At 63.7% G+C, this 14,805-nt stretch carries 12 protein-coding genes; 9 read left to right on the forward strand and 3 right to left on the reverse strand.

All coding sequences use genetic code 11. The features are described 5' to 3' along the window. Positions 1-122 precede the first annotated feature (122 nt). The 3 genes from FYB76_RS18270 to fumC all read left to right on the forward strand — a co-directional run bounded on the left by FYB76_RS18270 (position 123) and on the right by fumC (position 3,313). Positions 123-1,082: a CobD/CbiB family protein gene (locus tag FYB76_RS18270; protein ID WP_154134553.1), complete on the forward strand. Its 960-nt coding sequence runs from the start codon at positions 123-125 to the stop codon at positions 1,080-1,082. Positions 1,083-1,388: 306 nt separating this feature from the next. Then, on the forward strand, positions 1,389-1,739 hold the full coding sequence (locus FYB76_RS18275; RefSeq protein WP_008327247.1) for a DUF3579 domain-containing protein: 351 nt from the start codon (positions 1,389-1,391) through the stop codon (positions 1,737-1,739). 185 nt (positions 1,740-1,924) lie between these two features. Then, positions 1,925-3,313, forward strand: coding sequence for a class II fumarate hydratase (fumC, locus tag FYB76_RS18280; protein WP_154134554.1), 1,389 nt, complete (start codon positions 1,925-1,927; stop codon positions 3,311-3,313). Positions 3,314-3,423: 110 nt separating this feature from the next. On the opposite strand, the gene FYB76_RS18285 is transcribed toward fumC, so the two are convergent. Beyond that, positions 3,424-3,921 (reverse strand): hypothetical protein, encoded by a 498-nt coding sequence (locus FYB76_RS18285; RefSeq protein WP_141107029.1) that lies wholly within the window; start codon positions 3,919-3,921, stop codon positions 3,424-3,426. Between the two features lie 313 nt (positions 3,922-4,234). Here FYB76_RS18285 and FYB76_RS18290 point away from each other — a divergent pair, with 313 nt between their 5' ends. The 3 genes from FYB76_RS18290 to trpS all read left to right on the forward strand — a co-directional run bounded on the left by FYB76_RS18290 (position 4,235) and on the right by trpS (position 6,530). Further along, on the forward strand, positions 4,235-4,579 hold the full coding sequence (locus FYB76_RS18290) for a hypothetical protein (protein WP_154134555.1): 345 nt from the start codon (positions 4,235-4,237) through the stop codon (positions 4,577-4,579). A 75-nt stretch (positions 4,580-4,654) separates the two neighbouring features. After that, the gene (locus FYB76_RS18295; protein WP_088756727.1) at positions 4,655-5,215 is read left to right on the forward strand and encodes a glycine zipper family protein; all 561 of its coding nucleotides are present in this window, start codon (positions 4,655-4,657) and stop codon (positions 5,213-5,215) included. A gap of 274 nt (positions 5,216-5,489) precedes the next feature. Next, entirely contained in the window at positions 5,490-6,530 is a 1,041-nt protein-coding gene (gene trpS, locus FYB76_RS18300) for a tryptophan--tRNA ligase (protein ID WP_034338894.1), read from the forward strand. Positions 6,531-6,618: 88 nt separating this feature from the next. Here trpS and FYB76_RS18305 read toward each other — a convergent pair whose 3' ends face one another. Then, positions 6,619-8,001, reverse strand: coding sequence for an ATP-binding protein (locus FYB76_RS18305; RefSeq protein ID WP_154134556.1), 1,383 nt, complete (start codon positions 7,999-8,001; stop codon positions 6,619-6,621). Beyond that, positions 7,998-8,735: a response regulator gene (locus FYB76_RS18310; RefSeq protein ID WP_194294672.1), complete on the reverse strand. Its 738-nt coding sequence runs from the start codon at positions 8,733-8,735 to the stop codon at positions 7,998-8,000. The genes FYB76_RS18305 and FYB76_RS18310 overlap by 4 nt, the downstream gene beginning before the upstream one ends. A 235-nt stretch (positions 8,736-8,970) precedes the next feature. Here FYB76_RS18310 and FYB76_RS18315 point away from each other — a divergent pair, with 235 nt between their 5' ends. From FYB76_RS18315 to FYB76_RS18325, 3 genes are all read left to right on the forward strand, one after another. Next, positions 8,971-9,519 carry a Spy/CpxP family protein refolding chaperone gene (locus tag FYB76_RS18315; protein WP_154134557.1) on the forward strand — a complete coding sequence of 183 codons (549 nt, stop codon included), beginning with the start codon at positions 8,971-8,973 and terminating at the stop codon, positions 9,517-9,519. 545 nt (positions 9,520-10,064) lie between these two features. Beyond that, entirely contained in the window at positions 10,065-11,630 is a 1,566-nt protein-coding gene (locus tag FYB76_RS18320; RefSeq protein WP_154134558.1) for an MdtA/MuxA family multidrug efflux RND transporter periplasmic adaptor subunit, read from the forward strand. Positions 11,631-11,645: 15 nt separating this feature from the next. Continuing rightward, positions 11,646-14,795: an MdtB/MuxB family multidrug efflux RND transporter permease subunit gene (locus tag FYB76_RS18325; protein WP_154134559.1), complete on the forward strand. Its 3,150-nt coding sequence runs from the start codon at positions 11,646-11,648 to the stop codon at positions 14,793-14,795. The last annotated feature ends 10 nt before the right edge of the window (positions 14,796-14,805 follow it).

Raw genomic sequence — 14,805 nt, forward strand, 5'->3', positions numbered from 1 at the left:
AATGTTCAAATAAGTAAAAATCCGTGACATCGCGCTCTTGATTGTGATCAACGAATCAATTGTTTGATTCCCCTCTTGCACTGCGCTATCGTACGGGCTACAGAGACCCCTAAGGCAGCTTGATGACATTTCTTTCCATTCTCTTTGCGCTGTTAATCGAACAACTCAAACCACTGCGCGCAGACAATCCGGTATACGCGTCGATCAAGTCTTTCGCGGCCACCATCGAAGGCTGGTTCAACGCCGGTCACGCCCATCACGGCCGCCTGGGCTGGGTGGTGATGGTGGGGGCGCTGACGGTGCCGGTGGCGCTGGTCTACTGGCTGCTGCTGCATGTGAGCCTGGTGGCGGCTTTCGCCTGGAACGTGCTGGTGGTCTACATGACCCTGGGTTTCCGCCATTACAGCCATTACTTCACCTCCATCCAGCTGGCCCTGAACACGGGCGACGAAATGACCGCCCGCACCCTGCTGGCCGAATGGACCAAGCTGGACACCACGGCAATGGATGTGAGCGAAATTTCCCGCATCGTCTCCGAGCGCGCGCTCATCACCACGCATCGCCACGTCTTCGGCGTGTTTTTCTGGTTCCTGATGCCGGCTGGCCCGGCGCTGGCGGTGATGTACCGTGTGGCCGAATATCTCTCGCGCGCCTGGAACGAGCCGGATCACATGAAATATGAAGCCTTCGGCCGGTTTGCCGCCCAGGCCTTCTACTGGATCGACTGGATTCCGGCGCGCCTGACGGCCTCGGCCTTTGCGGTGGTCGGCAACTTCGAGGATGCCATCTACGCCTGGCGCAACTTCGCCAACCGCTGGGACGACGAAGCCGCCGGCATCATCCTGGCTGCCGGTGGCGGCGCCATGGGCGTGCGTTTCGGTACCGAGAAGGAAGCGGCCGCCGGCATCATCCTGCCGGCCGATGCTGCCACCGTCGATTCCATGGCCGAAGAAACCGACGGCCTGCCCGGCGATACCCCCTCGCCGCGCACCCTGCAGAGCACTGTGGGCCTGGTCTGGCGCGCCTTGCTGCTGTGGATGTTCCTGTTGCTGCTGCTGTCGGTCGCGGTGTGGATGGGCTAGGCGAATTGTCTTTGAAGAAGCGGGCTCAGGCCCGCTTTGTTTTTGGGAACGCGATTCTCGCCAACCCGGTATACTTCCAGCTTCACTTCAGAAGGCCGCCACATGCAGGGATGCATGCTTTGCCCGCAAGGCATGAGCGGCACGCAGTAGCCGGGGGAGACCGGTAGAAGCCAAGTCTTCTATAAGATATAATACTCAGTACCGCAGGCACCCAGGCAGTGGATCGCCGAGGCACCGCGGACTCCAGGGCTCCGGTCCCACCAGGACAAGGGCATTCGGTTGCAAGCGCTTTAGAAGAATGCATGTATGGCTGATCCCATCAAACCCGCAAACGCACCGGCCAAAGAATTCATCATCCTCGGCAAGACCTCGGATGGCCGGCAGTTCCGCCCCAGCGACTGGGCGGAGCGCCTGTGCGGCGTGATGTCGTGCTTCCGTCCCGAAGGCAGTGGCGGTCGCAATGCACACCTGAAATATTCTCCCTACGTGCTGCCCACCCACATCGATGGCGTGCGCTCGGTGGTGGTCAACGAAGCCCTGCGCGAGCTGGAGCCGCTGGCCTATCACTTCGTGGTCAACTTCGCCAAGGACAACGACCTGCAAGTGGTCGAGGCCTGTGTGCTGCCCGATCCGCCCAAGGACAACAAGGCCGGCTGATTGCCTGCCGAGCATTGCCAATCCCTCGCCAGCTTCATGCCGCCGCTTCCTGCGGGCGGTCCCGCCAGCAGTTACACTAGACGTCATCTTGTCGGTCTCGTCGGTGACTCAGCCTTCAGCTTGCGCCAGAGTCTCACGGGATCATCGGGCCGCCTGCGGCCCTCTCATCACGGAGAACCAGCATCATGAACCACCGCATGGAGCGCGACACCTTTGGACTGATTGAAGTCCCCGCCGATCGCCTGTGGGGCGCGCAGACCGAACGTTCGCTGCACCACTTCCATATTTCCACCGAGCGCATGCCGGCCGAGCTGATCGTGGCCCTGGCCGCCGTCAAGCGCGCCTGTGCCACGGTCAACCGCGACCTGGGCAAGCTGGACGGCAAGAAGGCCGAGGCCATCATTGCGGCTGCCGATGAGGTCATCGCCGGCAAGCATCCGCTGGAGTTCCCGCTGTCGGTCTGGCAGACCGGGTCCGGCACCCAGAGCAACATGAACATGAACGAGGTGCTGGCCAACCGCGCCTCCGAACTGCTGGGCGGGGTGCGCGGCGAGGATCGCCTGATCCACCCGAATGACGACGTCAACCGTGGCCAGTCCTCCAACGACATCTTCCCGACCGCCATGCACGTGGCCGCCTGCATGGCTGTGGCCACGCACCTGATTCCGTCGCTGCACACCCTGCGCGCCACGCTGGCGGACAAGTCCTCGCAGTTCGCCGACATCGTCAAGATCGGCCGCACCCACCTGCAGGACGCCACGCCGCTGACGCTGGGCCAGGAGTTCTCGGGCTACGTGGCCCAGCTGGATCATGCCGAATCAGCCATCATCGCCACCCTCAACGCCATCTCCGAGCTGGCCGCTGGTGGCACGGCCGTCGGTACCGGGCTCAATGCCCATCCCGAATTCGGCGAGCGCGTGGCGGCCGAGCTGGCCAAGTACTTCGGTTTCCCGTTCAAGACTGCGCCCAACAAGTTTGCCGCCCTGGCCGGACACGATGCCCTGGTGGCCGCGCACGGTGGCCTCAAGACCCTGGCGGCGGCCATGATGAAGATCGCCAACGACGTCCGCTGGCTGGCTTCCGGCCCGCGTTCCGGGCTGGGTGAAATCACCATTCCCGAGAATGAGCCGGGCAGTTCCATCATGCCGGGCAAGGTCAACCCGACCCAGTGCGAAGCCATGACCATGCTGTGCGCCCAGGTCTTCGGCAACGATGTCGCGCTCAACATTGGCGGCGCCAGCGGCAACTTCGAGCTCAACGTGTTCAAGCCGGTGATCATCCACAACTTCCTGCAGAGCGTACGCCTGCTGGGCGATGGCATGGCCAGCTTCGAGGAGCACTGCGCGCGCGGCATTGAAGCCAACCACAGCCGCATTGGCGAACTGATGGAAAAATCGCTCATGCTGGTGACGGCCCTGGCCCCGCACATCGGTTACGACAAGGCCGCCAAGATCGCCAAGCAGGCGCATCACGACGGTACCACCCTGAAGCAGGCGGCATTGGCGCTGGGCTTTGTGACCGAAGAGCAGTTTGCCGAGTGGATCAAGCCGGAGCAGATGACGCGGCCGGGTTGAGCGTGATATAGTTTCCCGGTCGCAGGGGCGCTGGAGGCTTTAAGTTACCCAGGACTGCGACCATAAACGGCCTTGAAAAAGGCCGTTTTGTTTTTGTGGCGTCGGCAGCGTCATGGGCATTGGCGCGGCTTGACCCAATCGCCGCGCGGGATGGTTGAAAACAATTCCGCCTTCGGTTTGCGCGCCGACAGTTCGAGGACTGCCACATCATTGACACGATTTCCATATCCGTCGTCTCGGGGGCGAGGATTGCAGAGCGCCGACATCTTTTTTGTAGGGACTACTTCGGCCTGCGCACTGAGAGCGCTGGCGATCTGCTCCACCATGTCTTCAATCGAGTATCCGTCTGCATGGCGACTGCTGAAGAGGTGCCTGCCGAGAAAGAGAATTTCAGGATCCAGCAAACGCGGGAGGTCGGCGCTAATCCGCTGTGCGTTGAGAACGTCATGTTGCAAGGCGGTAAGCTTGCCAATCGCGATGACTTTCGCACGTTCGCCACGTGCGATGAGCATCAGATTGCTGCGGATGAGGGAATGACTGCCGTCGTATAAAGGCATGAGTTTCAAATCATGAAAATTCCCTCTTGGAAAATTATAGCGGCCGGCCACGAGCCCTCAGCTGGCGGGGCAAATTTGTACACAAAGAATCGCATGTTCTCGAATGGAATTAGCCGGGAGACCCGCGCCACCCCCTGATTGCAAAGCCTTTTCAACCCCGTGTATATCTCTGTTGATTAGGGTTACGAATTGAAACATCTCAAGATTTCACCGCAGCCCCGGCGTATATTGCTTTCCTGCGCCAGATGCGTCTGCAAGCCGCACCAGGCAAGGATTCCAGGCCTCAAGGCCGCGTGGGGAACGCGGCCTTGAGGCCATCCGGCAAGCATTCCCATTATTCTGAGACACACCCAAGGGCAACAACATGAAAAAACTAGCGGCAATTGGCCTCTGTGGCGCGCTGGCGGTAGCCGGCCTGGTTGCCAGCGCCTCGGCCTATGCGCACGGGCGCTTCTATGGTGGCGTGGTGATCGGCGGTCCGGTATGGGTGCCGCCCCCGGTCTACTATCCGCCGCCGGTGTATTACCCGCCGCCGGTCTACGTGGAGCGGGCACCCGCACCGGTCTACGTGGAGCCGCAGCGCCAGGACTACTGGTACTACTGCGCTGATTCCAAGTCCTACTACCCCTACGTCCAGAACTGCCCCAGCCCCTGGATGAAGGTCGTGCCCAATACGCCGGGTGTGCCGGGTAGTAAGCCGCCGCAGTAAGCCGCCGCAGTAAGCCGCCGCAGTAAGCCGCGTCTCAGCCAGGTAATTCGTCCGATCCCCGATAAAGGAAACATCGTGAAACCCCTCTACAAGACCGCCGCCACCGTCTCCGCCCTGGGTGCCATGCTGGCGCTGGGAGGCTGCGTGAGCGTGCCGACCGGCCCTTCGGTGATGGCCATGCCCGGCAAGGACAAGACGTATGAACAGTTCCGCGCCGACCAGCAGCAATGCCAGCAATACGCCCAGGACGCCATCGGCGGCCAGGCCGCGCAGACCCAGAACAATGCCGCCAACAGTGCCGCCGTCGGCACCGCCGTGGGTGCCGTGGCCGGTGCCCTCATCGGCGCGGCCTCGGGCAATGCCGGTGCGGGTGCGGCCATCGGTGCCGGCGGTGGCTTGCTGGTGGGCAGTGCGGCCGGCAGCAACGCCGCCGCAGGAGGCAACTACTCGATGCAGCAGCGCTACGACATGACCTACACCCAATGTATGTACAGCAAGGGCAACCAGGTGCAGCAGCCGGTGCAGACCACCACCGTCTACACCTATCACCCGCGCTACTACTACGCACCGCCGCCGCCCCCGGGGTATTACGGCCCGCCGCCGGTGTATTACGGTCCGCCACCGGGTGCGTATTGAATTCGCGCACAAGCTGAGTCCAGCGCCAGAACCGCCTCTTGCAGGCGGTTTTTTCTTATGCAACGCAACATGGGGCGCTGCCGGTGCTATACTCGCCGCCATGCTTTTCCGAAAAGATCAACTTGCGAAAACCCAGCATTGGTGGCGCGCCTGAACGAGGCGGCCCGTTTTCACACAGCTTGACCATGTGACCATGATGCCGCCGGTTCCGGCGGCATTGTTTCTTCAGCTTCGGGACCGGCGGCATTCCAGAGATTAACGATCAGGAATGACCATGTCTTCGAACGCCACGAGCTCCACCCCCACCACCAGCAGCCTGCCCGTCGTCCTCACCGGCGACCGTCCTACCGGTCCCTTGCACCTGGGCCACTACATCGGCTCGCTCAAGTCGCGCGTGGCGCTGCAGGAAACCTCGCGCCAGTTCCTGCTGCTGGCCGACACCCAGGCCATGACCGACAACGTCGGCCGCCATCAGAAGGTTACCGACAACGTGCTCGAAGTGGCGCTGGACTACCTGGCCGTGGGCATCGATCCCGAGAAGTCGACCATCTTCATCCAGTCCCAGGTGCGCGAGCTGTATGAATTGTCGATGGTGCTGCTGAACCTGGTGACGGTCTCGCGCCTGGAGCGCAACCCCACCATCAAGGAAGAAATCCGCCTGCGCGGCTTCGAGCGCGACATCCCGGCCGGCTTCCTGACCTATCCGGTCAGCCAGGCCGCCGACATCACCGCCTTCAAGGGCCAGCTGGTGCCGGTGGGCAGCGACCAGCTGCCCATGATCGAGCAGACCAATGAACTGGTGCGCAAATTCAATGCCACGGTGGATCGCGAAGTGCTGGTCGAATGCAAGGAAGTGCTCTCCGAAACCGGCCGCCTGCCCGGCATCGACGGCAAGGCCAAGATGAGCAAGTCGCTGGGCAACTCCATTGCCCTGGGCGCCACCCCGGCCGAGATCAAGCAGGCCGTGCACCGCATGTACACCGACCCCAACCACCTGCGCGTGGATGATCCGGGCCAGGTCGAGGGCAATGTGGTCTTCACCTTCCTGGATGCCTTCGACCCGGACCGCGATGCGGTGGCCGAACTGAAGGCCCACTACACCCGCGGCGGCCTGGGCGACAGCGTGGTCAAGCGCCGCCTGGAAGGGATCCTGCAGGAGATGCTCGAGCCCATCCGCACCCGCCGCGAAGAATTCGCCAAGGATCGCGGCGAAGTGCTGGCCATCTTGAAGCGCGGTACCGAACGCGCCAGCGCCGTGGCTGCGCAGACGATGTCGGAAGTCAACGCCGCGCTGGGCCTGAACTACTTCGGTTGAGCTGGTAGCGGCCTTCCTGGCCGGGATATGAAAACCGCCGCATCCCATAAGGGTTTGCGGCGGTTTTTTCATGCACGGGTGAAGGATTTCACCGATTTTTGGCAGGCGTCATGGGCGGCAATTCCAGCAGTACTTCCAGTCCGCCTTCAGGCAGGTTGCGCAGGCGCAGCTGGCCGTGGTGGTTCTCGGCGATATTGAGCGCAATGGTCAGCCCCAGGCCGGTGCCGCCGGTATCGCGCGAGCGCGAGGTCTCCAGGCGATAGAAGGGTTCGAACACCGCCTCCAGTTCGGACTCGGGAATGCCCGGCCCCTGGTCGCGGATGCGGATGGCGATCTTCTGCTGTTCCAGCGCGATGGATACGCGCGCCGACTTGCCGTACTTGCAGGCATTGTCGACCAGGTTGGTCAGGCAGCGCCGCAGGGCGCCCGGCTGGGCCATCACGAAGGCGCGGGTACTGCCTTGCAGCGCCACGTCCTGGCCGGCATCGGCGGCGTCGGCGCAGACGCTGTCGAGCAGCGAATCGATATCCAATGCCTGGATCTTCTCGGAGGAATCCATGCTGCGCGCCAGGTCCAGTCCTTCCCGCACCATGCCATGCATCACCCCCAGGTCGTCGATGAGCTTCTGCTGCAGCGGGACATCGGTGACCTTCTCCAGCCGCAGGCGCATGCGCGTCAACGGTGTCTGCAGGTCATGCGTGATGGCCGCCAGCATGTGGGTGCGATGCTGGATCTGGCGGCGGATGCGCGCCTGCATGGCATTGAAGGCGTGGGCTGCCTGGCGGATCTCGGTCGGCCCGGCCTCGGGCAGCGGTGCATGGTCGATGTCGCTGCCCAGGCGCGAAGCGGCTTGCGCCAGCTGGCGGATCGGACGCGTGGCCATGCGCGCGACCAGCCAGGCCAGCATCGCGATCAAGACCAAAAACAGCAGGATGTATTGCAGCCCGAACAAGCCGGCCGGCCCGCCGGGACCGCGCCCGCGCAGGGCCGGGGGCTCACCCGGCTGGTGCAGGCGCAGGCGCATGAGGGCCTGGTCATGCAGGCTGATGTAGATGACGCGGCAGGTATCGCGGCGCGGCCCGCGACCGTCGTCGGCACGCAAGGGCGGGCATTCGCTCTCGCGCTGCACGGCAATCTTGCGGTCCTCGCCCAGGCGCGCCTGCAGCATCTCGATGAGCGGGCTGGTGCTGGCATTGGGGCCGATGGCATCGTTCATGTCCTCCACCATGCGCGCCTCGAAACCGAAGTTGGTGGCGGCCTGCAGCACGATGGGGCGCTGCGCCGGGGGGATGTCGTCCACCGCCTGCACGATCTGTTCGACGCGGTCGGCCAGGTGCTGGAAGCGCAGCTCGCGCAGGGTATTGCGGCGCTCATTGCCGGCCAGCCAGTTGGTGGCCAATACCGCGACCACGATCCCGCCTAGCAGCAGGAAGAAGATGCGGTTGCCGATGGAGCCCAGGAAGTTCTTCATGCGCTGCGGCCTGCGCCTTCGGCCGTGACGGTGGTGGCCAGCACATAGCCCTCGTTGCGTACGGTCTTGATGATGGTGGGCGTGCGTGCATCGTCGCCCAGCTTCTGGCGCAGGCGGCTGATCTGGATATCCACCGAACGGTCGAAGGGATCGGATTCGCGGCCTTGCGTGAGCTCCAGCAACTGGTCGCGGTTGAGCACGCGGTTGGGATGGTCGAGGAACACCTTCAGCAGCCGGAACTCGGCGCCCGACAAGGCCACCACCACGCCATCCCGGTTCACCAGGTGGCGTGCGGTCAGGTCCAGCGTCCAGCCGGCGAAGCGCATGGTCGCCACATCCGGCTGGGCCATGTTGGGCGGCAGTGCCTGCGTGCGGCGCAGGACGCTGCGGATGCGGGCAAACAGTTCGCGCGGCTCGAAGGGCTTGGCCAGGTAATCATCGGCCCCCATTTCCAGGCCGAGGATGCGGTCCAGCGGCTCGCCGCGCGCGGTCAGCATGATCACCGGCACCGAGGAGGTCGCGCGCAGGTTGCGGCACAGCGTCAGGCCGTCCTCGCCCGGCAGGGTCAGGTCCAGCACGATCAGGTCTACCCGCGACTCTTCCAGCACGCGGCGCATTTCGCTGCCATTGGTGGCGGTGAGGGTGCGCAGGCCGTTGCTGTCCAGGTATTCGGCCAGCAGGGTGCGGATGTCGCGGTCGTCGTCGACGACGAGGATGTGAGTATTTGTATCCATGGATCGCATTATGCCGAACTTGTCCGCAGGTGCAGGGCGGATTTGTATCGGGTCTTTACAAGGAGCCGGGCAGAAATAAAACGATACCTGGGCGGCCCCCGTATATACAAAACGATACAAATGACGCCACAGCGGAAAAACCGTTGATACACGCCGCCGGTTTAATGGGAACCATGCCAAGGCAGCACGTCGTTGCCGAACGCATCAGAGCACCATCCCCTGAAAGGAGCAAGCCATGTTGACAATGAAAAACCGTATCCTCGCCGGCATCGCCGCCGTTAGCATCAGCGCCGTGACCCTGTCGGCCTTCGCCCAGATGCCCCCGGGCGGCCCGGATGGCCCGCGCGGCCATGCCCCGAGCGCGGAACAGATCGCCAAGTTCGAGCAGATGCGCGCCAAGCACCAGGCCGAGATGCACGACAAGCTCAAGATCACGGCTTCCCAGGAAGCCGCCTGGAAGCTCTTCCTTGACAAGACCAAGCCGGCCCCCTTCGACCAGGCCGGCCGTCCCAACAAGGAAGAATGGGCCAAGCTGTCCACCCCGGAACGCCTGGACAAGCAGCTCGACATGATGCGCAAGCGTGAAGCCTTCGCCGAACAGCGCATCGCCGCCACCAAGGACTTCTACGCGACCCTGTCGCCGGAACAGCAGAAGATCTTTGATGCCGAACACGCCAAGATGGAACGCCATCGCTGGGAAAAGATGGAGCACCAGCGCCACGGCGACCGCAAGGGCCCCCCGCGTGACGGCAAGCCGGCACCGGACGCCCCGCCGACCAAGTAAGCCAGGCCAGGCAGGACCTGTTGCTGCGTCGCCCGGTGGCTCATGCCTGGGGGCGGCGCAGTGTGCAGTCCCACCCGTGCAGCCTTGCGTCTCCCCGCAAGGCTGTTCTTGTTGGTAGCTCGTGCAAGCCGGGCAATAGCTGGGTACACTGCGTGCCAGCCCGCATGCGGGGCGCTGGCTGGCCATGTTGCACGGCTGTCAGCCTGGTCGGAGAGAATGACGGCAGGCGGCCCCGCTCCGACAGGAGGGGCCGCCTTCCCTTGTACTTTCGGCTGGCGTTTTGCCTGTCGTGAAAGACAGAGAAAGGTACGCAATCCTGCAGAGAATCTTGCACAGCATCGTGCACAGATTCATGCGCAGGATGACGGACAGAGCGTCGTACAGAAAAAGAGCAGAAGAAGAGCAGAAAAGAGCAGAAAGCAGTACAGATATCCGTACTGGAAGACGTAAAGAAAAAAGCGCAGACAAATGCCGGCGGGCTGCCATGGTGGCGGCCCGCTGACGTGACTACTTGATGACGTGATCGGTTCACCGGTTTTCCTGACATGACAAATACTCCCAATTCCAAGCAGCCGTCCCCCTCCAACGTTTCGTCTCGCGGCAGCATCCTGCGCCGCTGGTGGTTCTGGGTCCTGGTGGCGGCGCTGGCGGCCGGTGGCGGCTACAAGTGGTGGTCCAAGAAGAAGGCCGATCAGGAACAGATGTCTGCCATGGGCGGTCCCGGCGGGCGCCCCGGCCCGGGTGGCCCGGGCGCGCGCCGTCCCGGCGGCCCCGGCGCCTTCGCTGGCCAGACCATGCCGGTGGGCGTAGCCAAGGCCCAGGTGCAGAACGTCGATGTCTTCCTCAATGGCCTGGGTGCCGTGACCCCGACCGCGACGGCCACCGTGCGTGCCCGCGTGGACGGCCAGCTGATGAAGCTGCATTACAAGGAAGGCCAGGTGGTCAAGGCCGGCGACCTGCTGGCCGAGATCGATCCGCGCTCGCTGCAGGCCGCGCTGACCCAGGCCGAAGGGCAACTGGCGCGCGACCGCGCCTTGCTGGCCTCGGCCCGACTGGACCTGAAGCGCTACCAGACCCTGCTGTCGCAGGACTCGATCGCCAGCCAGCAGGTCGATACCCAGGCCGCGCTGGTCAAGCAATACGAAGGTACGGTCAAGGCCGATGAGGGCAGCGTCGCCAGCGCCCGCCTGCAACTGTCGTTTACCCGCGTGACCGCGCCCATCAGCGGCCGCCTCGGCCTGCGCCAGGCTGATGTCGGCAACAACGTCACCACCAGCGATACCAACGGGCTGGTCATCATCACCCAGCTGCAGCCGATCACGGCCATCTTCAGCATCCCCGAAGACAATATCCCCAAGGTCTTGCAGCAACTGCAGAGCGGCCGCAAGCTGCCGGCCCAGGCCTGGGACCGCGAGCAGAAGAAGAAGCTGGCCGACGGCGTGCTGCTGACCATCGACAACGTGGTCGATGCCACCACCGGCACCGTCAAGTTGAAGGCCCAGTTCCCCAATACCGATTACGCGCTCTTCCCCAGCCAGTTCGTCAACATCCGCCTGCAGCTCAAGACCGAGGAAGGCGCCATCGTCATCCCGACGGCGGCCATCCAGCGCGGTTCGAAGGGACTGTTCGTGTATGTGGTCAAGGAAGACAACACCGTCACCGTGCGCCCGGTCAAGACCGGTCCCGTGCAGGATGACCTGACCGTCATCACCGATGGCATCGCTGCCGGTGAAACGGTGGTCATCGACGGTATCGACCGCCTGCGCGAAGGCGCCAAGGTGGAAGCGGTGGCCCGCGGCGGGGCGGATGATCCGGCCAACAAGCTGACCACCGAGAACCCCGAACGCCGCCACGGCAAGCGCGGCCAGGGTGGTGAGGCAGGCCAGGGCGGTCAAGCCAACCTGAGTCCGGAAGAACGCCAGAAGCGCTGGGCCGAGATCAACAAGCGCATCGACGCCGGTGAATTCGGCGAAGACATCAAGAAGCTGCCCGAAGACCAGCGCCGCCAGAAGATGATGGAGCTGCGCCGCCAGCGTGAAGCGGGTGCCGGTGGTGGCAGCGACAGCGGCGCCCCCGCCAGCAACGCAGGCAACGCCAATGGCGCCAAGTAAGGACAAGGCTCACGCATGAATCCCTCGCGCCAGTTCATCCTGAGGCCGGTCGCCACATCTTTGCTGATGCTGGCGATCCTGCTGGTGGGCATCGTCGCCTACCGGCTCCTGCCGCTGTCGGCCCTGCCCGAAGTCGATTACCCGACCATCCAGGTGGTCACGCTTTATCCCGGCGCCAGTCCGGACGTGATGACCTCCTCGGTCACCGCGCCCCTGGAACGCCAGTTCGGCCAGATGCCGGGCTTGAAGCAGATGTCGTCCACCAGCTCCGGCGGGGCCTCGGTGATCACGCTGCAATTCAATCTGGATCTCAGCCTGGACGTGGCCGAGCAGGAGGTGCAGGCGGCCATCAATGCCGGCAGCAACCTGCTCCCCTCGGACCTGCCGATGCCGCCGGTCTACAGCAAGGTCAACCCGGCCGATACGCCCATCATCACGCTGGCGGTCACCTCCAAGACCATCCCGTTACCCAAGGTGCAGGACCTGATCGATACCCGCCTGGCGCAAAAGATTTCGCAATTGTCCGGCGTGGGTCTGGTGAGCCTGTCGGGCGGCCAGCGTCCGGCCGTTCGCATGCAGTTGAATCCGCGTGCCGTGGCTGCACTGGGCCTGAACCTGGATGACGTGCGCACGGCCATTGGCAACGCCAACGTCAACCAGGCCAAGGGCAGTTTCGACGGCCCCACGCGCGCCTCCACCATCGACGCCAACGACCAGCTGCGTTCGGCCGATGAATACCGCAACCTGATCATCGCCTACAAGAACGGTGCGCCCATCCGCGTCTCGGATGTAGCCGATGTGATCGACGGTGCCGAAAACGTCCGCCTGGGTGCCTGGGCCAACCAGCAGCCGGCGGTGATCGTGAACATCCAGCGCCAGCCCGGCGCCAACGTGATCGCCGTGGTCGACAGCATCAAGAAGATCCTGCCGCAGCTGCAGGCCAGCCTGCCGGGAGCCATCGATGTCCACATCCTGACCGACCGCACCACCACCATCCGCGCTTCCGTGGAAGACGTGAAATTCGAACTGCTGCTTTCGGTGGCGCTGGTGGTGATGGTGATCTTCGTCTTCCTGCGCAACGTGCCGGCCACCATCATTCCCAGCGTGGCGGTACCGTTGTCGCTGGTGGGCACCTTTGCGGTGATGTACCTGGCGGGCTTTTCGATCAACAACCTCACGCTCATGGCACTGACCATTGCCACCGGCTTCGTGGTCGATGATGCCATCGTGATGATCGAGAACATCTCGCGCTACATCGAAGAGGGCATGAAACCCATGCAGGCCGCCTTGAAGGGCGCGGAGCAGATCGGTTTCACCATCATCTCGCTGACCTTCTCGCTGATCGCCGTGCTGATCCCGCTGCTCTTCATGGGTGATGTGGTCGGCCGCCTGTTCCACGAATTTGCGGTCACGCTGGCGGTCTCCATCCTGATCTCGGCGGTCGTCTCGCTGACCCTCACGCCGATGATGTGCGCGCGCCTGCTGCGCCACCAGCCGGAAGAAGAGCAGGGCTGGTTCTATCACAAGAGCCAGGTTTTCTTCGACCGCATCATCGCGCGCTATGGCGTGATGCTGGAATGGGTGCTGGAACGCCAGAAGCTCACGCTGCTGGTGGCCGTGGCGACGCTGGGCCTCACGGTGCTGCTGTACGTGTTCGTGCCCAAGGGTTTCTTCCCGCTGCAGGATACGGGCGTGATCCAGGGCATCTCGGAGGCCACGCAATCGATCTCCTTCGGTGCCATGGGCGAGAAGCAGCAGCAATTGGCCAAGGTGGTGCTGGAAGACCCGGCGGTGGAAAGCCTGTCCTCCTTCATCGGTGTGGATGGCACCAACGCCACGCTCAACAGCGGCCGCATGCTCATCAACCTGAAGCCGCATGAAACGCGCGATGTCTCTGCCTCGGATGTGATCCGCCGCCTGCAATCCAAGCTCGCGCAGGCAGTGCCAGGCGTGACGCTCTACATGCAGCCGGTGCAGGACCTGACCATCGAGGACAGCGTCTCGCGCACGCAATACCAGTTCACGCTGGAAGACGCCGATCCGGGCACGCTGAGCACCTGGGTGCCCAAGCTGATCGCACGCCTGCAGCAGCTGCCGCAGCTGGAAGACGTGGCCACCAACCTGCAGGACCAGGGCCTGCAGGCCTACATCGAGATCGACCGCAATGCCGCATCGCGCCTGGGCATCACCACGGCCGCCATCGACAATGCGCTCTACAACGCCTTCGGCCAGCGCTTGATTTCCACCATCTACACGCAATCGAACCTGTATCGCGTGGTGATGGAGGTCAAGCCGGAATTCCAGCGCGGCCCCGAGGCGCTGGACAGCATCTTCCTGGTCACGTCGGCCGGCGGCAAGGTGCCGCTGTCCTCGATTGCCACCGTCACCGAACGCACGGCCCCGCTGGTGGTGAACCACATCGGCCAGTTCCCGGCGGCCACCGTCTCCTTCAACCTGGCCAAGGGCGCCTCCCTGGGCGAGGCGGTCAAGGCCATCAAGGCGGCCGAAGACGAGATCGGCATGCCCGACTCCACCGTCACCAACTTCCAGGGCGCGGCACTGGCCTTCCAGGCGTCGCTGTCCAATACCCTGTGGCTGATCCTGGCGGCCATCATCACCATGTACATCGTGCTGGGCGTGCTCTATGAGAGCTACATCCATCCCATCACCATCCTCTCCACCTTGCCCTCGGCGGGGGTGGGCGCGCTGCTGTCGCTGATGATCTCGGGGACCGATCTCGGCATCATCGGCATCATCGGCATCATCCTCTTGATCGGCATCGTCAAGAAGAACGCCATCATGATGATCGACTTCGCGCTGGAAGCCGAACGGCACCAGGGCAAGAGCCCGCGCGAGGCGATCTACCAGGCTTGCCTGTTGCGCTTCCGCCCGATCCTGATGACGACCATGGCCGCGCTCCTGGGGGCGCTGCCGCTGATGCTGGGCACCGGTGTCGGTTCCGAGCTGCGCCAGCCGCTGGGCATCACCATGGTGGGTGGCCTCTTGGTATCGCAGGTGCTGACCTTGTTCACCACGCCGGTGATCTATCTCGGTTTCGACAGCCTGGGCCGCCGCCTGCGTGCGCGCTTCGGGCAACGCGAGCCGGGCCATGGCAGCGAGGATGACGATGACGGCAAGCCGGCCACGCTGCCGCCGGCGGTGTAAGCGGATGCGC

The organism is Herbaspirillum sp. CAH-3 (genome assembly GCF_009668275.1).
Taxonomy (GTDB): domain Bacteria; phylum Pseudomonadota; class Gammaproteobacteria; order Burkholderiales; family Burkholderiaceae_D; genus Herbaspirillum; species Herbaspirillum aquaticum.